The sequence below is a fragment of the Binatus sp. (SeqCode) genome, from assembly GCF_035272065.1.
Taxonomy (GTDB): domain Bacteria; phylum Desulfobacterota; class Binatia; order Binatales; family Binataceae; genus Binatus.
Map to the genome: position 1 here is coordinate 76287 of NZ_DATEQZ010000036.1, position 19142 is coordinate 95428.

The 19142-nt window shown below is 59.8% G+C and carries 23 protein-coding genes and 2 pseudogenes; 13 read left to right on the forward strand and 12 right to left on the reverse strand.

From position 1 onward, the window contains the following. Nucleotides 1-501: 501 nt before the first annotated feature. A complete protein-coding gene (locus tag VJX68_RS06220; protein ID WP_324094800.1) occupies nucleotides 502-789 on the reverse strand; it encodes a hypothetical protein in 288 nt (95 codons plus the stop codon). 174 nt (nucleotides 790-963) lie between these two features. Here VJX68_RS06220 and VJX68_RS06225 point away from each other — a divergent pair, with 174 nt between their 5' ends. After that, nucleotides 964-1683, forward strand: a complete 720-nt coding sequence (locus tag VJX68_RS06225) for a class I SAM-dependent methyltransferase (protein WP_324094801.1) — start codon at nucleotides 964-966, stop codon at nucleotides 1681-1683. Here VJX68_RS06225 and VJX68_RS06230 read toward each other — a convergent pair whose 3' ends face one another. The 6 genes from VJX68_RS06230 to VJX68_RS06255 form a co-directional block, all read right to left on the reverse strand. Further along, nucleotides 1684-2799, reverse strand: a complete 1116-nt coding sequence (locus tag VJX68_RS06230; protein ID WP_324094802.1) for an amidohydrolase family protein — start codon at nucleotides 2797-2799, stop codon at nucleotides 1684-1686. Between the two features lie 54 nt (nucleotides 2800-2853). Then, a complete protein-coding gene (locus tag VJX68_RS06235; RefSeq protein WP_349255888.1) occupies nucleotides 2854-3420 on the reverse strand; it encodes a GNAT family N-acetyltransferase in 567 nt (188 codons plus the stop codon). A 50-nt stretch (nucleotides 3421-3470) separates the two neighbouring features. Then, entirely contained in the window at nucleotides 3471-3713 is a 243-nt protein-coding gene (locus VJX68_RS06240) for a hypothetical protein (protein WP_324094804.1), read from the reverse strand. A 163-nt stretch (nucleotides 3714-3876) separates the two neighbouring features. Further along, nucleotides 3877-4047: a Flp family type IVb pilin gene (locus VJX68_RS06245; protein WP_324094805.1), complete on the reverse strand. Its 171-nt coding sequence runs from the start codon at nucleotides 4045-4047 to the stop codon at nucleotides 3877-3879. A 163-nt stretch (nucleotides 4048-4210) separates the two neighbouring features. Next, complete coding sequence (locus tag VJX68_RS06250) at nucleotides 4211-5656, reverse strand: carotenoid oxygenase family protein (protein ID WP_324094806.1); 1446 nt, start codon at nucleotides 5654-5656, stop codon at nucleotides 4211-4213. A gap of 104 nt (nucleotides 5657-5760) precedes the next feature. After that, entirely contained in the window at nucleotides 5761-6162 is a 402-nt protein-coding gene (locus tag VJX68_RS06255) for a GFA family protein (RefSeq protein ID WP_324094807.1), read from the reverse strand. Nucleotides 6163-6808: 646 nt separating this feature from the next. On the opposite strand from VJX68_RS06255, the pseudogene VJX68_RS19440 reads away from it, so the two are divergent. The 4 genes and pseudogenes from VJX68_RS19440 to ppa all read left to right on the forward strand — a co-directional run. Then, nucleotides 6809-7903: pseudogene (locus VJX68_RS19440) on the forward strand (sigma 54-interacting transcriptional regulator); the annotation flags it as partial. A 166-nt stretch (nucleotides 7904-8069) separates the two neighbouring features. Continuing rightward, nucleotides 8070-8114 (forward strand): annotated as a pseudogene (locus tag VJX68_RS19445) (AAA-type ATPase lid domain-containing protein); the annotation flags it as partial. Nucleotides 8115-8255: 141 nt separating this feature from the next. After that, nucleotides 8256-8399, forward strand: coding sequence for a hypothetical protein (locus VJX68_RS06270; protein ID WP_324094810.1), 144 nt, complete (start codon nucleotides 8256-8258; stop codon nucleotides 8397-8399). Nucleotides 8400-8481: 82 nt separating this feature from the next. Beyond that, nucleotides 8482-9012 (forward strand): inorganic diphosphatase, encoded by a 531-nt coding sequence (gene ppa / locus VJX68_RS06275; protein ID WP_324094811.1) that lies wholly within the window; start codon nucleotides 8482-8484, stop codon nucleotides 9010-9012. A 50-nt stretch (nucleotides 9013-9062) separates the two neighbouring features. Here the strand turns inward: ppa and VJX68_RS06280 are convergent, their stop codons facing one another. Further along, entirely contained in the window at nucleotides 9063-9566 is a 504-nt protein-coding gene (locus tag VJX68_RS06280) for a hypothetical protein (RefSeq protein WP_324094812.1), read from the reverse strand. A 229-nt stretch (nucleotides 9567-9795) separates the two neighbouring features. Between VJX68_RS06280 and VJX68_RS06285 the strand changes: the two genes are divergently transcribed. Beyond that, nucleotides 9796-10347 (forward strand): DUF992 domain-containing protein, encoded by a 552-nt coding sequence (locus VJX68_RS06285; protein ID WP_324094813.1) that lies wholly within the window; start codon nucleotides 9796-9798, stop codon nucleotides 10345-10347. A gap of 64 nt (nucleotides 10348-10411) precedes the next feature. Here VJX68_RS06285 and VJX68_RS06290 read toward each other — a convergent pair whose 3' ends face one another. Next, nucleotides 10412-10822: an EVE domain-containing protein gene (locus VJX68_RS06290; RefSeq protein WP_324094814.1), complete on the reverse strand. Its 411-nt coding sequence runs from the start codon at nucleotides 10820-10822 to the stop codon at nucleotides 10412-10414. Nucleotides 10823-10881: 59 nt separating this feature from the next. Here VJX68_RS06290 and VJX68_RS06295 point away from each other — a divergent pair, with 59 nt between their 5' ends. Continuing rightward, nucleotides 10882-11781, forward strand: coding sequence for an Fpg/Nei family DNA glycosylase (locus VJX68_RS06295; protein WP_324094815.1), 900 nt, complete (start codon nucleotides 10882-10884; stop codon nucleotides 11779-11781). A 7-nt stretch (nucleotides 11782-11788) separates the two neighbouring features. Here VJX68_RS06295 and VJX68_RS06300 read toward each other — a convergent pair whose 3' ends face one another. Beyond that, nucleotides 11789-12133, reverse strand: coding sequence for a Crp/Fnr family transcriptional regulator (locus VJX68_RS06300; protein ID WP_324094816.1), 345 nt, complete (start codon nucleotides 12131-12133; stop codon nucleotides 11789-11791). Nucleotides 12134-12625: 492 nt separating this feature from the next. Here VJX68_RS06300 and VJX68_RS06305 point away from each other — a divergent pair, with 492 nt between their 5' ends. Beyond that, nucleotides 12626-13147, forward strand: a complete 522-nt coding sequence (locus tag VJX68_RS06305; RefSeq protein ID WP_324094817.1) for an adenine nucleotide alpha hydrolase family protein — start codon at nucleotides 12626-12628, stop codon at nucleotides 13145-13147. A 185-nt stretch (nucleotides 13148-13332) separates the two neighbouring features. On the opposite strand, the gene VJX68_RS06310 is transcribed toward VJX68_RS06305, so the two are convergent. Together VJX68_RS06310 and VJX68_RS06315 are read right to left on the reverse strand one after the other, a co-directional pair. Continuing rightward, on the reverse strand, nucleotides 13333-13533 hold the full coding sequence (locus tag VJX68_RS06310) for a hypothetical protein (RefSeq protein WP_324094818.1): 201 nt from the start codon (nucleotides 13531-13533) through the stop codon (nucleotides 13333-13335). Between the two features lie 967 nt (nucleotides 13534-14500). Then, the gene (locus tag VJX68_RS06315; protein WP_324094819.1) at nucleotides 14501-15589 is read right to left on the reverse strand and encodes a tyrosine-type recombinase/integrase; all 1089 of its coding nucleotides are present in this window, start codon (nucleotides 15587-15589) and stop codon (nucleotides 14501-14503) included. 433 nt (nucleotides 15590-16022) lie between these two features. Here VJX68_RS06315 and VJX68_RS06320 point away from each other — a divergent pair, with 433 nt between their 5' ends. The 5 genes from VJX68_RS06320 (at nucleotide 16023) to VJX68_RS06340 (ending at nucleotide 19099) form a co-directional block, all read left to right on the forward strand. Then, nucleotides 16023-16220 (forward strand): helix-turn-helix transcriptional regulator, encoded by a 198-nt coding sequence (locus VJX68_RS06320; protein WP_324094820.1) that lies wholly within the window; start codon nucleotides 16023-16025, stop codon nucleotides 16218-16220. Then, the gene (locus tag VJX68_RS06325; RefSeq protein ID WP_324094821.1) at nucleotides 16217-16522 is read left to right on the forward strand and encodes a helix-turn-helix domain-containing protein; all 306 of its coding nucleotides are present in this window, start codon (nucleotides 16217-16219) and stop codon (nucleotides 16520-16522) included. Before VJX68_RS06320 ends, VJX68_RS06325 begins: the two co-directional genes overlap by 4 nt. Next, on the forward strand, nucleotides 16519-17787 hold the full coding sequence (locus VJX68_RS06330) for a YfjI family protein (protein WP_324094822.1): 1269 nt from the start codon (nucleotides 16519-16521) through the stop codon (nucleotides 17785-17787). Before VJX68_RS06325 ends, VJX68_RS06330 begins: the two co-directional genes overlap by 4 nt. An 8-nt stretch (nucleotides 17788-17795) precedes the next feature. Continuing rightward, on the forward strand, nucleotides 17796-18254 hold the full coding sequence (locus tag VJX68_RS06335) for a hypothetical protein (RefSeq protein ID WP_324094823.1): 459 nt from the start codon (nucleotides 17796-17798) through the stop codon (nucleotides 18252-18254). Between the two features lie 62 nt (nucleotides 18255-18316). Then, nucleotides 18317-19099 carry a hypothetical protein gene (locus tag VJX68_RS06340; RefSeq protein ID WP_324094824.1) on the forward strand — a complete coding sequence of 261 codons (783 nt, stop codon included), beginning with the start codon at nucleotides 18317-18319 and terminating at the stop codon, nucleotides 19097-19099. Nucleotides 19100-19142 lie beyond the last annotated feature (43 nt).

Sequence of the window (19142 nt, forward strand, 5' to 3'; positions counted from 1 at the left end):
AACCACGAGCAACACGAAGACTATCGCTACTATCACGACGGCTACTAGCGCCAAGGTGCCGTTCTGAAGGGGGGAGTCCCTCGAGCGTTACAACGCGTGGCGCGAAGGGCGAGAGATTGGGACCGCCATCAAGCGCGCAAACCTCGGAACCGGCGCGGGGCGTCTGGCTTCGTAGAGCGTCTTATCTCCCGATTCCGATCATGGGCAGTTGCCTCCGCTGCTACTGACCGTGGCGGTCCCGCCGTTCGGGATGCAGGTCGGCGGAGACGTGTCGTCACCATCCGCCTCGCCGCCGCCGGTCGCGGTCGCGTGCACAAAACTGCCGTCTGCTTCGCAATGGGCATTGACAGAGAGCCTCCAGTGGCCATCCCCGTGGCATTGCATTTTCCGAGCGCGGTCACATTGGCGTTGCTGCCCCCGGTCGCGGTCGCCGTCGCCATGCCTTTTTGGTCAGCATCGACGAATGCATCGCTGCCTGGGCCTGATGCGTGGGCGGTTGATTTAGCCCTTGCTTTCCGATTCCGCCTCGGACATCGCTTGATCCGACGCGACGGAGTTGGACTTGCCGCCGGTTTCGACGAAGGTTTGCGCAGAGGCGCCTCCCGTCGCTTTTGCCTTGGCCTTGCCGCTTCCATCTGAACTCGCCAGACAGTTACTGCCGTCAGAGGCTGTGTGCTTTTTTTCGCCCTTAGTCGATCTGCTGCATGTCGCACTTCCAGCATGGGCCTGCGCTGCGAAGATCAGGAGCACCGCCGTTGCCAACCCCATCATGGACTTTCCACTAACCATTTATTCCCTCCCCGAGGATCTGCCGCGCGCGCCGCATTATGGAGTCGCTCCTGTCATAGCGCAAGTATAGATGGCGGCAACTTTGAAGACCTTATCCCCAGCACCAGCGTAATCCGCTTACCGCGGGGGCTCGCGCATTAGTATATTGGTCTGAGTATGAGTCAGCCGATGAACATGAATTCCTTCGAGGGGAAGCGGATTCTCGCGCTGATTCGCGACGGTGACTATGCGCATGCGGGCGAGGAGGAGGCGATCGAGCGCGCCTTCCGCTCGATCCCGAAAGATCCCCGGCAGTGGCTGCTCGATGTCGGATGCGGGCGCGGCGGCAGCGGCGACTACTTGCTCCGGAATGGATGGGGGCGCGTCGAGGGAATCGATCGCGACGCCGAGTCGATCGAATATGCGCGAGCCACTTATCCCGACATAGGCCTTCACGTTTGCGACGTGCTCGACGTGCCGCGCACAGTCGCTCGCACCTACGACGTCATCTACATGCTCAACGCGTTCTATGCGTTCGATCGCCAGCACGATGCGCTTGCGGGGCTGAGGAAAGTCGCAAAGCGTGGAGCGCAGCTCGTTATCTTCGACTACACCGTCGGCGCGAAGGCCGGTGATACGCCGAACCCAATGATGCCGCATGCGATTAGATTATCGGAGATTGAGGCGATGTTGCGCGATGCAGGATGGCAGCCCGGTAATATCGAGGATCTAAACGCCGAGTATGCGCGATGGTACGCTGAGTTCGTCGAACGAATCCAGCTCAAGCGTGCCGACATCGAGAAGATTGGCGGCGCTGAATGGTACAACTTCGTATTCTCGATGTACTCAGGTCTGCACGGCGTGATTGCTGGCGGTGGGATCGGCGGCGCGATCGTTCACGCACGCGCGGACTGACTAACTGAGCCGGTAAAACCGCAGCGCGTTTTGCGTCAGGATGTTGTCGCGCGCGCTCTCCGGCAGTTTCCCCAGCGCCCTGGTCACCTCGCGCACCACGCCCGGATAGGTGCAGTCGAAGTGCGGGTAGTCCGACCCCCACAGCACGTTGCGCTCGACGCCGAGATCGATCATCGCCTTGAGCGTGCTCTCGTCAGGATCCATCGAGACGTAGCATCGCTCGGCGAAATACTCACTCGGCTTGCGCTTCAGCCACGGCACGTAGGTACCCATCTTCTCGTGGTGACTATCCATCCGATCGAGCCAGTAACCGAGCCATCCGATTCCCGACTCGAGAAACCCGATCGTCAGTTTTGGAAATCGCGCGAGCACTCCGCCGCAAACGATATCCATGCAGGCCGCCTGCTGCTCGAACGGATGACAGACCATGTGGAAGAAGAACGGATCGTGATAGCGATCGCCGCCCATCGTAGGCATGCGCGTACCGAAACTGCCGTGAACCGCGACGGGAACGTCCAGCTCCTGCGCCTCGCGCCAGAACGGATCATAGGCTGGATCGTTAAGGCGGCGGCCGTTGAACGGATTGGGCCTGACGAACACCGCCTTGAAGCCGAGCTCGCGCACGACGCGGCGCATCTCGCGCACCGCCTCATCGACGCTTTGAACGGGCATCGGCGCGACGCCGAACAGTCGCTTCGGAAAGGGCTTGCAGAAGTCGGCCAGCCAGTTGTTGTAGGCACGACACGCTGCCGCCGCGAGTTGCGGATCGGTCAGGTCGCCGTAGAGCAGCCACAACGACGGGTAGAGCACCGCGACGTCGATCCCCTCTTCATCCATCACCTTGATTCGAGCGTGAGGATCGTAGCCGCCAGGCAGGATGTCGTCCCAGGTGAGCTTGCGCGCGCGCTCGAGGTCCGAAAGTCCGCCGGGCGTCATCGAGGCCGCCACCGGCAGCGACGGGCGGCTTCGGTTCTCGCCGTTAATCCACAGTTCGTCGCCGCCGTCGCGATTGCGCCGAATCTGGATCATCCGATCGCGAAATTGCGGCTCGGCATAGTCTTGCCAAAGCGCGCGCGGCTCCACGATATGGCCGTCGGCGTCGATTATCCGGGTCATTAGCGAATCCTCCTTAGTGGAGTAGTCAGATCAATGACCCGACGAGCGTGATTGTCAAGAAAAACGCTTGCGCGGCCATTCCTTGCGCAGCATCGCGTACTGATACTCGTCGCACCACTCGCCCTTGAACCACGCGCTGTGGATGAAATGCCCTTCCCGTCTCATCCCGAGCCGCTCCATCAGCGCGACGGACGGCGCGTTGCGGCAATCCGTGGTCGCGAGGACGCGGTCGAGCCCGAGCGAATCGAACGCGAAGTCCACCACGGCTCGCGCGGCCTCGGTCGCCAGGCCGCTGTGCTGGTATGCGCGCGCAAATGTGTAGCCGAGTTCCCCGATTCGCGGCGTTGTCCTGATAACGAGCAACGCGCAATCGCCGGCCAGTGCGCCACCGGCTTTGACCTCGGCAGCAAATTGAAACCATTTCCCAGGGATGCCGGGCCGATGGCCGCTCTGCTGTGCGATGAATCTCACCGCTTCGGCGCGCGAGATCGATTCCCATGACTGGTAGCGCGCGACCTCGCAATCGTTTCGATAAGCCATGAAGCTGGCAAGGTCTGAAGCGCGAAACCGCCTGAGGATCAGGCGCGGAGTCTCAAGACTTGTGAAAGTTAGCGCGATCAAGCGGATAAGCGGGCGAGCAGGGTAGTTGGTTCGATTTCGACCCGAAAGGCTTACCAAAAGAGCAGGTGAACCGGAAACATGATTGCGGAGCCAATCGCGCTCATGACGCTGCCGGAATTGCTTGCGGATGGCGTCGGCGTCGGCATGCTGGCGGGATCGCGCGCTTCATCCGAGATGGACGCGTACGGGGGAACTGTCTGATCGATCTCCTGGGTCTGCATGCATCCTGCCGCCACCGCGATCGTGCCGCCAACAATCACGGCTGCGAGAATCGATTTCCGCCTGCCAGTCACACCCTTCGTTTCGGCGCCCCGCGTATCACGCTATCGGCCCCCTAGCACGGTTTCAACTCGCGTCCCGTCGCCGGCCCTGCAGATCGAAGCGTTCAATCCGAGAAAATCACTGGTTCGTCTGAACGGCAGAAAGAGGACTGAACGAATGCGGGCGCGTCAGAATCTACAGTAGAGGGTCGACAGTAGCGACGTCCGTACTGATCGCTGTGCCGAACGTCTGGTAGCTCGCATACACGACTATAGCGACGGCGAGCAGAATCAGCGCATACTCGGTCATCGTCTGTCCGTTGGACGACTCACGAATCCGCACATAGAGGTGCCTTATCACACTCATTTGAGCACCCTCACCCTGTTAAGAATACGAGCTATCACTGATGCTCGGATAATGACGCTTCCGCCGCCATAACGCTAGAGTTGCACAACCTGCGTTTTCATAGCACGCGAGCGTTTAACGATGCTATCGTGCCCTACCTTCGCCGAATCAATAGCCCGCGCGGTTAGCGGGCGCGCAACTGATCGCCGGGCACCCACGTCGAGTGGAACCCGACCGGCACCCGCTGAGGAATCTTCACGCGCGCGATTGGACCGGCGGCGAAATTCTTCGCATCGAGTATGACGACCTCGCTGCTGTTCGACGCGGCGGAATCCGCGACGAACGTCACGACGTAGCCGTCGTCCTCGTCGCGCGCGCCGAGGCGCGGCGCAAACGGTGCTTCATTCGAGGTGCGTCCCGCGCCGAAGAGATATTTCTCCGACGTGCCGCGCAAAGTGTCGTACTTCACCAGCCCTTCGTAGTGCGGGACGTATGAGTTGTAGGCGTAGCGCGACTTGCGTCCCATCATGTGCCGGTTGATCGTGGGCCACTCGGTCTTTTCGTCGTCGAGCTGTTCTTCAGTTACCGCGCCCGTCACGAGATTGAAGCGCCACCTGCACAGTTGAGCCTCGAGGCGCAGAAACGCCCGCATCCGCGCCAGCTCGCCTTCGCCGCGCTTCGCGCCCGGTTCCGCCTGGATCACGCGGCACGCTTCCATCACGAACTCGTCGCCGTCCTCCCACGCGTTGACCACGTGGTAGATGTAGCAAGGCGACGCCTCGAACCATCTTACGTCGGCGTTGGTCCCATAGCGCGGGAGAATTCCGAAACGGCTCGGCAATTCGGGATAGTAGGTGACCTTGTGCACCTTGCGCTCGAGCAGTTGCGGATCCCAGAACAGCGGCAGGTCCATCAGCAGCGAGTAATGCTCGGTGAATGCCATGTCATGCGGCAGGCGCGAGCCGGGGAGAGCGATTGGCTCATGATGCGTCAGTTCGCTGCGCGCTGAGACTACGTTGTAGGTCATGTAAGGCGGCTTCGTTGCGTAGTCAAAGAACAGCAACTCGCCGCTGACCGGATCGACCTTGGCGTGGGCGGACACGGCGCGCTCAAGCTTGCCGCCGAAGCGTTCCACTCCCAAGGTTTCCAGCGTGCGCGGATCGAGCTTGTAGGGCAGCCCGCACTGATACCAGAGCGCCAGGGCGTAGCCGTTGTGAAACACCAAGTCGGTGTTAGCGGAATCCTTGAGCCATCCGTCGGAGCCGGCACCGCGCGGAACGTTGGGATCGGGACGATCCATCAGCCCCGGCCATATCGCTCGCTGCGCGAACTGCTCGGCGGCGAAGGCCTCAGTGCGAATCCAGCGATTGCGATACGTCGCCTTGCCGTCATGGAACTCGATGCCATGCACCATGCCGTCGCCGTCGAACCAATGGTACCGCCCCCGCGGTTGAAAGATCGGATTAGGCCCGTTGCGCAGATACGCGCCGTCGAGGTCCCTGGGAATCTCACCTATTACAGTGAGATCATCAGCAGTAATCTCCGTCGAGATCGGCGCGTAGATCCCTTTAAGAAACGGATTCTCGCCGGGATCGATCTGAATAGGAATTTCGCGCTCGATCTTAACCATAATGCGCTCCGCAGCGTGCGTGGCAGTCTGAGATATTTCCAGCCGCGAGACTATCACGCTCGAACGCGACGCAACAAAGCCGCCGACGCTTCTCGGCGTAGCGGCTACGACGGGAATTCTTTGAACTGCGGCAGCTTGTCGGTGATCTCGAACCACGGGGCCTTGGAGCCGACGAAGATGTGCGCGCCGGGGCGCACGCCGGGGTCGTCGTCGAGCGAGCCCAGATAGAGGAACAGGCTGTCGCCGATCGGGTCACCGCCGCCGGCCAGCGGCGAGCCGCAGTTCTTGCAGAACATACGTTTTGCGCCGGGCGACGAGGTGTAGCTACCGATCAGGTTCTCGCCCTTGGTCCATTTGAAATCCTTCGCCGCGACCTGCGCCGCTGCGATAAACGCCGAGCCGCTGTTCTTGCGGCACATCGAGCAGTGACAGTTTCCCGCATTGCTCAGCTTGCCGTTGATTTCGTATCGCACGCCGCCGCAGAGGCATCCGCCGTGAAGCGCCATCTTCGTTCCTCCATTTGGATTTCCGCCAGAGTCCCTATTCCGTATCTATTTCGATGTCGGGACTAAGGCAATCAAATGACTCGCGACGGTCGCTGACTCACGCGTTGGAGATCAGTGCTGTGACTTCCCTCGATGCAACTGCTTTCGCTTTGGCTTGGGTCGTCCTGTCTCTTTGGCGACGCGAGCTCGTTCGACCAGACGAAGCAAGCGGTTCAAGTCTCGTGCGATCAAATGTAACTTCCGCGCTTCCCGAGCGAGTGCTCGAGAGAGTGAATTACCAAATACCCTCTCGGCGGCTACCATCTTCATTTCCTGCGCAGCCTCGTCGATTGCACGCCGGAGGGTTCGCAGTTGAAGGACCATGTTGGAACGGTCGATCTGGAAAATCTGGGCCCGATCCAATCGCGAGTCAAAAATATTACGCAGAATTGCGCCTTTCCCGAAAATTGGGTCCGCCACAAGCGGGATGGGGAGCACGGCTCGTGCCATGGTTGACAAATTCAATAAGTGCTTGGAGAAGTTGGGAGCGCCAGCGTTGGACGGAAGGAGTCGCAACGAAGTTCCGTCGTGCAGCGCGATCGCAGCGAAACTCCGTTGCGTAAAAAATGAGTCTTCACGTACGAATGATCCGGGGGCGGCGGCGAGAATGAAGCCGCAAGTTCTACAGGATGTCGCCCACATAGTGAGCCAGGAAGGCTCGCTCGAGGTAGCGCTAAAGCGCATCGTCGAAGGTCTCGCCGGAAGGGGCGGAATTGCGCTGGCAAGAGTGTGGCTGAAACGCGGCGCCGGGGAGCTATGCGAACGCTGTCCAGAATACCATGACGAACGGCGCAAATCCCATCGGCATCATTTGATCGCGAGCGCCGGTCGTACCATAAGTGTAGCTTACCGCCGCAACGATTGGTCGCGGACCGATGACGAGTTTCACTGGGGTGGGATAAAGGTCGCGCAAATAGAGTCCGACTCCAAGCCGATTCTAATAAAGTCCCTGAAGGACGACCACCAACGGATCGCACCCCCGGACCTGGCGCGGCTGGAACGATTGCAAAGCTTCGCCGGATATCCGCTGACCTTCCGTGGAGAGCTGCAAGGCGTCCTCGGCGTATTCAGCCGCTCCACCATAGATGACGCAGGATTCAGGTGGCTGGGAATTTTTGCCGATGCGGTGTCCGTGGCGATCGCCATTGCCCGCGCCTTCGATGAAATAGATAAGTTGCGCCGGCGCCTTGAATCGCAAAATGCGTATCTGCGGGAGGAGGTCCGAGACCTTTCGAGGAGCAACGTGATTCTCGGAAACAGTCCCGCAATGCGCGGAGTAATCGAACGGATCAGAATGGTCGCGCCGACCGATGCCACGGTTCTGATCCTGGGCGAGACCGGAGTGGGCAAGGAGCTGGTCGCCCGCAATATCCACGAGCGCAGTCCTCGCCGCGCGCGTCCGCTAATCGAAGTGAACTGCACCGCAATTCCCCGGGAGCTGTTTGAGAGCGAGTTTTTCGGCCACGTCAAGGGCGCGTTCAGCGGAGCGTTCAGGGACAGGGTCGGCCGCTTTCAACTCGCCGATGGCGGTACGCTGTTTCTTGACGAAGTGGGCGACCTGCCGACCGAGATCCAGCCCAAGCTGCTGCGAGTGCTTCAGGAGGGCGAGTTCCAGGCGCTTGGGGACGAAAAAACGCGCCGCGCCAACTTCCGCATGATCGCGGCGAGCAACCAGGATCTGAAGGCAGCCGTCCGCCAGGGACGATTCCGGCAGGATCTCTACTACCGGTTGAGCGTCTTCCCGATTGAGGTGCCGCCGCTGCGCGAACGGCAGGAGGCCCTTCCAATACTGGCGCAACACTTTCTCGAGGTGGTCAGCAAGCGGTTCAATCGGACGGACCTGCGGCTATCCGGACCACCTGCGGCAATTGCGGGATTACGATTGGCCCGGAAATGTCCGCGAGCTGCAGAACGTTATCGAGCGGGCCGTGATCGCGTCTCAGTCCGGGTCGATCCGGCTGGATATTCCTGGCGGCGCCGAGCCAAGGTCTTCGCGGCCGGCAACCGCCGAGTCCGCATCACGCGCAGAATCTGAAGTGGTCACGGATAAAGAAATGAACCGCCGAGTGCGGGACAATATGGCTGCCGCGTTGAAAGGTTGCGGCGGCAGAATCTACGGGCGCGGCGGTGCCGCGGAGCTGCTCGGCATCAGCTCCAGTACGCTTGCGACTCGCGTCAGGAAGCTCGGTCTCAAGTAGGTCGAGACTCAGGCGACTCGCGATGGCCTCGAGCGCGATCGCGTGCTCTATTCAGTTCAATTTTCTCGGAGGCGCGCATCGCATGGATGTCACCAAAATTCCGCCCGGCCGCAACCCACCCGACGACATCAACGTGCTCGTGGAAATTCCGCAGGGCGGAGTGCCGGTGAAGTACGAGCTGGACAAGGCTTCCGGCGCGTTGTTCGTGAATCGTTTTCTGCATACCGCGATGTACTATCCGGCCAACTACGGATTCATCCCGAATACGCTGTCCGAAGATGGCGACCCGTGCGACGTCATGGCGCTGCCGCAGGTGCCGGTCGCGCCCGGCGCGGTCATCAGATGCCGTCCGGTGGGCGCGCTGCTGATGGAAGACGAGAACGGCATCGACGAGAAAATTCTCGCGGTGCCGGTGGACGAGCTGAATCCCTACTTCGACGGAATCGCGAACTACACCGACCTGCCGCAGATCATGCTCGACCAGATCGATCACTTCTTCCGCCATTACAAACATCTCGAGAAGGGGAAGTGGGTGAAGATCGGCGATTGGATGGATCGCGAAGCGGCCGGCAAGCTTATCCTCGAAGCAATCGCGCGCGTGCACAAGAAATAACGCGCAGCTAGCTCGTCGTGCCGCTCCGATCCTTCGGATCTACGTTCCGGCTACTGCGAAGCGGCCTCGCCCGGCGTCTGCGCCAGCGGCACCAACTGCGCGATGTCGCATTGGATCAGCGCTTGGATCTTGTTGTCGATCTGGTAGAAGCGCGTCACTTTTACCTGCGAGATGACGGCGCGGAACTGCGGAATGAATTCCTTCTGCACGTCGAGCCGCGCCTGCTGGATCGCGATCACTTCGTCGAGCTTCTTCTTAGCGTCGGCGTCGGTGAAATTATTGTACTTTGCGGCGAATTCCTTGAGCTCTCTTACGTGGCGATCCTCGATGCTATCCATGCTCTTTTCGTAAGCGTCGTAAACCGGCCAGAACTTGGCGGCTTCATTCGAAGTTAGATTCATATTGGCGCCGACGGTTGCCTTGCGCTGCGCGCGGGCGGCTGCGATATCAAGCTGCTTCTGCGAGGGCTGTGCAGAGGCCGGCCCGCTCAGGCCAAGTGTGCAGACCATCAGCGAAGCGGCGGTGAAACTTGCGAGAATAGTCTTGAGGCTCATTAGTCAGTTCTCCTGAAGTCTTAGCTTGAGTAAGGACCGCAGGATGGTGCGGCATTGGGAGTTTATAGTCAAGTGAATAGCTACTCGGTGCTCGAACTAAAGTGGCTCGTGTTGCATTTTGCCAAGCAAAGTGCGAGTTTGCATCCTCGACTGGGTAACTAACGGGAGGAAGTTTTCGCTGGCATACGCCAGTCGGAACGCAAAGCCTCAGCACAGAACGGAGGGCAAAATGAATTCGAAAGCACGAGGAATGGTAATCGCACTTGGGTTGGCGGTGGCACTTGCCGCGAGTGCGCCATCGGCACGCGCCCAGGGCGCAGCGCCTGCACCGGCGCCGGCTGCATCAGGCGGCGGGGCCGCGGTCCGCGCAGGATACCTGACTTGTCACGTCGCGGCCGGATGGGGCTTTATTTTCGGATCGTCGCGCAAGTTACAGTGCGCGTATGCCCTGCAGCCCGGGTACACCGAGTACTACACCGGTTCGATCACGAAGTTCGGTGCTGACATCGGATACCTGCAGTCGGGCGTAATCCTGTGGGCAGTTCTGGCCCCGACCACCAACCTCGGCCAGGGTGCGCTTGCCGGTCACTACGGCGGAGCGACGGCGAGCGCCGCAGTCGGAGTCGGCGCGGGCGCCAACGTGCTGGTCGGAGGCTTCAACAGCTCGATCGCGTTGCAGCCGGTCTCGATCGAAGGACAGAACGGCTTGAACGTCGCAGCAGGCGTCGTCGCAATGACGTTGACTTTCAACAAAGAGAAGCCGGCGAAGACCACGCCGTAGTCGGGCTCTCGTTTAGTTCGTTGGTACGCGGAGGCGGCTTATAGCCGCCTCCGTTTTTTTCTATCTAGATCTTCGCTTTCGGATATCGCGCGCGCATCCATGCCACGAATTTTTCCGGCACCGCCATCGTCGAGAGACGCCCTTGGCGCACCAACGCCCAATCGTCAAATTTTCCGGACTGCTTGATCTCCGCCAGCGTCACCGGTGGCTCGACGCGTCCCGCGAATTCCAACTCGACCACCGCGGATTTGGGATTCTTCGGATCGTCGCGCGGCTGCGACTTCACCGCGGCCATCCCGACCACGCTCGAAACGCCGCCGCTATGATAGATGAATACGATGTCGCCCGGTCTCATCTCACGGATGGCGTGAACCGCTTGCGGATTAGTGACGCCGTCCCAAGTGGTGTGCCGGTCGCGCTCGAGGTCGTCGATCGAGTAAGTACTTGGTTCGGTCTTGGCAAGAAAGTAGTTCATGGGCGGGTCCTCTTCAGGCGTGATTCGGCGTAAATCTAACATGGCGCGCGGTAACTCTCATGCCGGAACTGCCTGATGTAAGTGTTTACGTGGAGGCGATCCGGACGCGCGTCGCTGGTCGTGAGCTCATCCGCGCGCTGGTCAAGTCTCCGTTCCTGCTGCGGTCTACCACGCCGCCGCTGAGTGCGACTTCAGGAAAGATGGTCGGCGAAGTGCGGCGGCTCGGCAAGCAAATCGCGATCGGCGTCGAAGGCGGCTTGTGGCTCGTGTTGCATCTCATGATTGCGGGCCGGCTGCATTGGAAAACTTCCGCGCCCAAACTCGGCGGCAGAAACATCCTGGTCGCGTTCGAGTTTGACAACGGATGGCTGTGGCTGACAGAAGCGGGCACGAAGCGCCGCGCCGCGCTCCGCGTCGTCGAAGGCGAAGCGGGACTGGCGTCTCTGAATGCCGGCGGTATCGAACCGCTCGACGCGAGTCTCGACGCATTCAGCGCGGCGTTGCGCTCGTCCAATCACACGCTGAAGCGCTCGCTCACCGACCCGCACATATTCAGCGGCATCGGCAACGCGTACTCCGACGAGATACTGCATCGCGCACAACTCTCGCCGATTGCGATGACGCAGAAACTGAGTGCCGAAGAAATCGAACAGCTATACGACGCCACTCGCGCGACGCTGACCGAATGGACCGAGCGTCTGCGCGTGGAAGCGGCTGGTGAATTTCCGGAGAAGGTCACGGCGTTTCGTCCCGAGATGGCGGTCCACGGCCGCTACGGCCTGCCATGCCCACGATGCGGCGCCAAGGTCCAGCGCATCCGCTATGCCAGCAACGAGACCAACTATTGTGCGGCGTGCCAGACCGGCGGCCGCCTGCTCGCCGACCGTGCTCTGTCGCGACTGCTGCACGAGGACTGGCCGCGCACGCTCGAAGAACTCGAGGCGCTCAAACGGCGGTGAGGTTTGACTAAGCGGCGCGTCCCGCTTTCTCTCGCGGGTGCTCAGCGGTATATTCGTTGCGCAGCCGGCTCGCCAGTTCGAGCGCGATTCTCCGCCAGAGCCTGGGATACCGGTCGGCGAGCGCCAAAAAGTCGGGTTCCGCAATTCGCGCGACGATCGAATCGGATGTCGCGATGACCGAAGCGGATCGATGTTTGCCCGGATCGACAACGGACATTTCACCGACGTGCTCGCCGGCTTTCTTGCGGGCCGCGATGCGCCCGTCGATCGCAACCGAAAACGCGCCGTCCAGAATCAGAAAGAGGTCGGTGTCCGACGCACCCTGCCGAATGAGATTCGTCCCTGCTGGCACCTCTTCCAGCTTCAGCCGCCGCGACCAACGCCGCCAAATCCTTGTCGCGGACCAGCGGCTGCGCGATCAAGGCGTCGATCAGATGACGACCATCCAATCCCTGAAATTGTTTCAGCAACGATTTTCCCATGTCCGTTCGTCCTTCAAGCACCAGCGGTTTCTTCGTTTGAACCAGCGAAAGAGACTTAACCTTCTTTAAACGTTGCAGAGTAGTTCGTTGGCCTCCATGCGATTTCATATCTAAAGATTCCCGCATTTACCATGCCAATGCAAGGCGTGCCTAGTTTGCCGGCCGCGGCTCCACGTAACGAGCGGATTCTTGTGCAAATTCAAGGAAAAGATGCACCACCCCGAGTTTTGGCCTCTCCGGCGGTCATTTCAAATTGAAATGAGGCAATGCGGTGATTTGAAAGGTCTGGCCGGTGCGCGCAAAAGAAATCGTTCACCGGCGTGTGAGTTCTGGGCGGCATACTTGATGCTGATTACAGCAGTATGGCCAGCGTTATCTCATTGCGGCGTTCGCATGCCGACCCGATGGCTCAGCCGGGTCTAAGACTGGTCGAGATCGATCGGACAAATCGCGTCGAGCCCTCTGCTCGAGCTCCGCATGAATTACCGAAGACCGCTGTTGTCGCTTGTCTCAATTCGCGCAGTTCGGGCAATGGCGATCTGTTGCGCAAGGCTCGGCGCGCGGCGCGCGAAAATCACGGCGAGTTCTACGCTGTTCTGGTCGATTCGCCGCGCACTCGATTTGGAAGGGTCCAGGCTGGCACGCTGCTCGACGACGTCATCCTCGCGAGCTACTTCGGGGCGAAAATCATCCGGCTCAAATCGTCCGACGTGGTCGGCGAACTAATTGAGTTCGCGCGGCAATTTCGCGTCGGCCGGATCTTCGTTTCTCGAAACCAACCGCGTCCGTTTTTTCGACGATTCGGGCGCAGTACTTATTCCGACCTGCTCAGCCGCGGCGAAGGTTTCCACATCAACGTCGTCGGCTTCGACCGCCGCAACTGATGCTCTAGCGCGACGCCGAAGCATTTCGCTCAATGCCGGGGGGCGGGACTCGAACCCACGGAGCATTTTGCGTACGGCTCCTCCCTCGGAATACGGACTGGAATGCTTACTCCTCATCTAGCGATTGCGTGGAACACAGTTTGGAGGCGGCGACGATAAGCATGGCGCTCGGTCGGTCGAAAATCTCAAGCGGCCTTGAACAAGTTAATGACCAACCAGGCCACGACCGCAACTCCAATCAGTGCTGAAATCGCATTGACCAGATAACTCTCCGAGTTCTTTCCGAAATAAAACAACACTGGCAAGGCGAGGAACATGGCAACCGACTTCTCGTCCCCCGACAAGCCAGCCCACTGCTCAACGACGGCCCTTTGAAGACGTTCCAAGGCATCCCACATAGCACTGAGAATGATGGCGCACCGCCAGGCGAAAAGCGATGATATTCAGGTTCCAGTTCTCAAAACCTGCCGGCCGTTGATTGATTCTGCCGCGACCTCCTTGAACCTCGCGATTTTCAGCTCCAGTCGGCGCGATTCGATTAACGGTGAAGAAGTTTTTCGAGCAGATGCGACGTGGGTCCAGCAAACTCACCTAATTGGTGCCGGGGGCGGGACTCGAACCCGCACGGGGCTTTCGCCCCAGAGGATTTTAAGTCCGATCTTACACGATACGCATAACGACCATTGACTAAAACGGCCCGCGAAATAAGGGTTTTTTGATAGGCGCCATGTAGCCGTTCACACCCTGTAGTCAACAGCACCCGCACAAAACCTGTACAGCGAACACTGCTGTTGGACCTTATTTCGTTTCATTCGTTTAATTCGTAATTGCGCTTTTCGCCCAGCCCAGCTCGGCGGTTCGCCTGGACGCAAGATCATCGAGCGGTTTCGGCTTATTTCGTCAAATTCGTTTATTTCGTACTTTGAACTTTCTATATTTCTGCGACCATAGCGGGCGTGCCCGGCCCTTGGCCTGGTGACCCCTATCCTTTCTCTATTCTATATACGAGAAAAACGAAAAAAGTAGTTGATATAAAGTAAGAAGGACGGACCAGCACGCGGGTTGGGAACGGCACTCATCCGCGTGTCTGCGTTTACTGTAATTACGAAATAAACGAATTTAACGAAATAAGTAAAAAACCCCCGGAGCCACGCGGGGTTATCGTGTCGGCGACAAAAACTAAAAGGCCATCCCACCCAAAGCTTTTTGGCACGTACTTTGCTTAACTGAGCATTTCCGGCGGATAAGTAATCCACTGCGCCCATATAAGCCATTGATATATAAGGCTTATTTCAGCGCTGTGCGGGAATTGTGTGGTCCGCGGCTGGGGACGAAAGCGGCGCTCAGCTCAGATCACTTTCGGGATCGCTTACGCGTTCGAACGAGCGGCACCACTTTCGGATCGGTCGGCCTCGAGTCTAAATACTCGTCCCGCTGTTGCATGGCGTCGCGCAAGTCGGACTCACTGACGATGTTGTAGCGATCGAACATCGACCGCGTCTTATGGCCGCTGATCGCCATCGCCACGCGCTCAGGAACGCGCCCGCGGATCATGTTCCGGACGGCGCTGCGGCGCAGGTCGTGGACAAGTAAGTGGCCGAGGCCAGCGGCCGTGCGCGCGGCATCCCAAGCTGCGCGGAAGTCAGCGATCGGCCGGCCGTTGATCAAGAACACGTAGGGGCAGTCCAGGCGCCGCCTTTCGCTGGCGCGCGCGATAACATCAGTGAGCGGGCCCGACAACGGCAATGTGCGGCCGTCCGCGTTCTTCGACTTCGCCGGCGGTAGCCGCACCGCTTGGCCAGCCAGATCGACGTCGGCCCATTCGAGCGTTTTCATTTCGCCGACGCGCCATCCGCTCCGATAGAGAAACTCGATCGGATCTTTCAGATCGTCGGGCAGCTCGGCGTGAAGCGCTAGAAATTGGCCGTGCTCTAAGAACCCTTGCCGCGCGTTTTGTTCCTCGAGCATCGAGATATGCGGCGCGCGTGATAGCCGCTCCGCATCGACCGCGATCTTGAATGCACGTTTGAGTGCGCTGAGTTCTCTGTTGATGGTCGCGTTCGCGGCACCGTCCTTACGGCGTTGGACGATGTACGAGCCGACGCGATCGGTGGTGATATCGACGGCGCGATCTAGGCCGAAATAGTTAGCCAGCTGCTTCAGGCCCACCTTAACCCGGCGCAGGGATCGCCGGTTGTTCACCACGTAGTCATTGCGGAGCATGTCGGCCAGATCGTCGAAGCGGAGCCGTTCTTCAGCTTGTCCGAGGAACCGCCCGCCGCGCTTGCCGGTCTCTTTGATCCGGGCGTTGAGTAGTCGACGCGCGACGGTTTCGGATTCGCTTCCGCTCGATTCGCGGAATTCGGCGCCGCGGTGGCTGTATCGTATCCACCAAGTTGTCCCGCGCAGGTAGAGCGAGCCAGAGCCGTGCTTGTTACTCATAAGTTTCCAACCTCCGTGGGCGTTGAAGATCGTGTGCTGGCGGTAGGTTTCCCGCGAGCCTTGCACCTCTTTCAGTCAATTCGATTCCTACCAGGCCGTGCCCGCGACCGCGCCAAGCCAAACCCTGCCCGCGAATGCGCCAAGCCAAACCTCGCGCTTCCAGCCGGCGCGCCGCGCGGCGAATGGTCGCCATGTCGGTCGGGAAGCGCTCGCGCACCTGATGATAAAACAAATGGGCCCATTGGTTCCGGCACGCCCCGTTTCGACGTCTCTGCCAAGCAGCGCGCAACATGAATTGCTGTAAACTCGAAAGCCCGCGACTCACAAAATTAGCTTAGCCAATAACTCGCTAAACATCAATAGTGGCAGGGTCAAAATAGGCACGCACGTTCAAGCAAATTAACGCACGTGCAAAATATGCGACCCTGCGCACATGGGCAAGACAACGGACAACGAAAGGCCGACGCTCCTTCGGCTCGACGAGGTACTCCGGCGCGTCGGCAACCCACACCGAAGTACCGTGTGGCGCTGGATAGCTCAGGGCCACTTTCCGCCCGCGCTGCATCTTTCACCGCGCAGGCTGGCCTGGCGCGAGTCCGACGTCGAAGCCTGGCTCGAGGCGCGCCGATGATCGGTCTCGACGCGATCCTTGAGGGCGCGGATCTCGAATCCCTGCGGCCTGACGACATCGCGGCGTTGCTATGCCGGCTGGCGGCCGCACAGACCAGGCTCGCCGCGTTGCTCGCGGGTTCGGCGCGTGCGGGTGAGGATCACCTGCTCGATGTAGACGAGGCGGCTCAGAAATTGGGCGTGGATCGTCAATGGCTCTATCGCCGCACGAAGCGGCTGCCGTTCGTCGTTCGGCTCGATGGACAGGTTCGCTACAGCGCAGTGGGCCTCGAGCGCTTCATCGCGAGTAGGCGGGGCAAGTGAGCGCCTGGCCTGAGTTAGACCCGGCCGCTTATCACGGGATCGCGGGCCGCTTCAGCGCGCTCTTTGGACCGCATACCGAGGCCGATCCGATCGCCCTGCTAGCGCAGTTTCTCACGGGCTTCGGGAACGCAGTCGGCGGTTCGCCCCACCTTTTCGTCGACGGTGCCCGCCATCAGCTGAACCTGTTTATCGTACTCGTTGGGAAGACTGCAAAATCAAGAAAAGGGACTTCCGAAAAGCGCGTGCGCTCGGTGCTCGAGCAGGCCGACCCGGATTGGGTGCGAAACTGCAACAAAGGGGGAGTCGTGTCCGGCGAGGGAATAATTTTCCACCTTCGCGATCCCATTGAGCGCGCGGAAGCCCTCAAACAAAAAGGGCGGCACACGGGCGAGTTCGAAGTCTTCGTGGAAGATCCCGGCGTGTCCGATAAGCGACTCCAAATTATCGAGAGTGAATTTTCAGCGCTGCTGAAGGCGTGCGAGCGCCAAGCCAACACTTCGTCTGAAACTATTCGGCGGACGTGGGATGCGGAAACCTTGTGTACGTTGGCGAAGAACTCGCCTATGCGCGCGAGTAATCCGCACGTGAGCATCATTGGGCACATTACGAACGACGAACTAAGGCGGACTTTCACGTCCACCGCTCAGGCAAATGGTTTCGGCAATCGATTTATTTGGTTCTTGGTACGGCGTTCGAAAGAGCTTCCCCACTCGACGAACCCCGACGCGCGCGAAGTCTCTGACCTGGTTACTAAAACTCAGGCAGCCCTCGAGTTCGCGCGGCGCGGCGGACAGATCGAGCTCTCGGCCGAGGCGCGAAAAATATGGTCCGACATTTATCACGAATTAAGCGCCGACCGCCCCGGGATCTTGGGTGCAATCACGGCGCGCGCAGAAGCGCAGGTGCTGCGGCTTGCCGCGGTTTACGCGACCCTAGACTGCTCGCGCGAGATACGGGGAGAACACCTCATTGCCGCGGTGGCGTTGTGGACGTATTCGCGGCAGAGCGCCGAGCTAATTTTTAAGGACGCCCTCGGCGATCCCGATGCGGACGCAGTCCTTTCCGCACTGCGCTCGCAGCCGGCGGGGTTGTCGCGAACCGACATAAACAATCTGTTTGCTCGAAACCTTAGCGCAGCACGGATCGAGCGAGCGTTGACGACGCTCTTGGCCCACAAACTTGCGGAATTTTCGCATGAAAAAACTGGCGGCCGGCCTGTCGAGCGTTGGCGCGCAGTCAACAAAAAAACAACCAAGGAGATCTGAACGTGACTATGGAAGAACTGGAACTAATGGAACGCGAGCAAGGTGTGACCTTAGCGATCAAGCCGGAGAAACGAACTATCGCAGCCACAGGCGGCGACGCCGCGGCCGTTGATCGTGCGCTGGAATGGGCCGCCGACCATCGAGCGGAGGTCGTGGCACTGCTACGGCAGCGCCAGGGCATTGCGGAACAGATGAAAGTCGAGCGGGAGATCTCGTTGAAGGAGGTTCCCGCCCTAATAATCCAACGCGCGAACTATCGCACCTGGTTCATGCAAAAAACGGGCTACTTCCAGCCTAATGACGCAGAACTTGACAAGATGTTTAGCGTCCTTGAGGAGGGTGATCAGGTCATCCCGGACTTCGCACACTCTTTTAGTGTCCGTAAACGAAATGGGTTGGTCGTTTCGGTAGACCGCAAAGGTCGCGTGACTGAGCCGTCGCCGTACAGCCCGGCGGTAAAGCAGTAAGAAACGACGACGGCCGCGCCCCGGCAAGGGCACGACCGTCCAAACGAGAGGAGAGAGTGAGAGTGAATTCAACAATACCACAACCAGCGCGTTCCAAAACGGCGCGAAACGACTTGCGCGCCGAGCTGAATGATCTTTGGCGGCGCAACCACCAGCTCTATCAGGTGCGCGAGTCGGAGGGCCCGATTGTTCTGGGCGATATTTGGGTGCAGCTGGGCGACGACCCTAAGCAGAACAGCTTCTATGAAGGAGCACCGATGCCACGCCGCGTCTTCGACCGGCTGGTTGAGCACGAGCGTCGCTTCGGCCGGATCTCGCGCACCAGCGATGAGGACTACTACACGTCTGGCATAGTGGTCAGCGAGGATAACTCTTGGCCTTTCTGCGCGGACTGCCTGCTGCCGTTCGCGACAATGCTAAACGGCCACCCGGGCCAGGGCGTATGGGTGTGCCCAATTGAAGACGGCGCCGAACTCTGTGGGTGCTGTTGGCTCGCGGAGCACTACGACGGCGACCACGATCGGATGATTGAACACGTCATCCGGCACGACGTGGGCGACTCGATCGCGCAGGCGTTTCTGCGCGCTGACATCCTCCGAGGCATCCGCACCGGCCGCCTGGCCGGAGACTACCATATGGCGCTTTGTGATTTGGCGATGATCTACTTTGAATCGCCCGGGCTTTTCGAGCTCTTACGCTTGCATCGTGTCGGCGTGCGAGAGGCGGCCGCGGCGATTGTGCGCATCGGGAAAGATAGGCTCGGCGCGATTCAGGCCGCGCGTCGGGCGGCGCTGGCGCGACGCGATGCTTTATCGTCGCCGCGTCCGCGCAGGGTGGCAGCGTGAGCGTCGCGAAAAGAGCGGGGTCGCTTTTGCGTCGAATTTTCGC

Bases quoted from the DNA above. Each gene is read 5' to 3' on its own strand.
- VJX68_RS06290 (WP_324094814.1), bottom strand. From the start codon at position 10,822: ATGAACTACTTTCTTGCCAAGACCGAACCAAGTACTTACTCGATCGAC.
- VJX68_RS06315 (WP_324094819.1), bottom strand. From the start codon at position 15,589: ATGAGTAACAAGCACGGCTCTGGCTCGCTCTACCTGCGCGGGACAACT.
- VJX68_RS06295 (WP_324094815.1), top strand. From the start codon at position 10,882: ATGCCGGAACTGCCTGATGTAAGTGTTTACGTGGAGGCGATCCGGACG.
- VJX68_RS06320 (WP_324094820.1), top strand. From the start codon at position 16,023: ATGGGCAAGACAACGGACAACGAAAGGCCGACGCTCCTTCGGCTCGAC.
- VJX68_RS06305 (WP_324094817.1), top strand. From the start codon at position 12,626: ATGGCCAGCGTTATCTCATTGCGGCGTTCGCATGCCGACCCGATGGCT.
- VJX68_RS06230 (WP_324094802.1), bottom strand. From the start codon at position 2,799: ATGACCCGGATAATCGACGCCGACGGCCATATCGTGGAGCCGCGCGCG.
- ppa (WP_324094811.1), top strand. From the start codon at position 8,482: ATGGATGTCACCAAAATTCCGCCCGGCCGCAACCCACCCGACGACATC.
- VJX68_RS06335 (WP_324094823.1), top strand. From the start codon at position 17,796: ATGGAAGAACTGGAACTAATGGAACGCGAGCAAGGTGTGACCTTAGCG.
- VJX68_RS06225 (WP_324094801.1), top strand. From the start codon at position 964: ATGAATTCCTTCGAGGGGAAGCGGATTCTCGCGCTGATTCGCGACGGT.
- VJX68_RS06245 (WP_324094805.1), bottom strand. From the start codon at position 4,047: ATGAGTGTGATAAGGCACCTCTATGTGCGGATTCGTGAGTCGTCCAAC.
- VJX68_RS06270 (WP_324094810.1), top strand. From the start codon at position 8,256: ATGAACCGCCGAGTGCGGGACAATATGGCTGCCGCGTTGAAAGGTTGC.
- VJX68_RS06285 (WP_324094813.1), top strand. From the start codon at position 9,796: ATGAATTCGAAAGCACGAGGAATGGTAATCGCACTTGGGTTGGCGGTG.
- VJX68_RS06325 (WP_324094821.1), top strand. From the start codon at position 16,217: ATGATCGGTCTCGACGCGATCCTTGAGGGCGCGGATCTCGAATCCCTG.
- VJX68_RS06220 (WP_324094800.1), bottom strand. From the start codon at position 789: ATGGTTAGTGGAAAGTCCATGATGGGGTTGGCAACGGCGGTGCTCCTG.
- VJX68_RS06255 (WP_324094807.1), bottom strand. From the start codon at position 6,162: ATGGCGCTTCACGGCGGATGCCTCTGCGGCGGCGTGCGATACGAAATC.
- VJX68_RS06280 (WP_324094812.1), bottom strand. From the start codon at position 9,566: ATGAGCCTCAAGACTATTCTCGCAAGTTTCACCGCCGCTTCGCTGATG.
- VJX68_RS06250 (WP_324094806.1), bottom strand. From the start codon at position 5,656: ATGGTTAAGATCGAGCGCGAAATTCCTATTCAGATCGATCCCGGCGAG.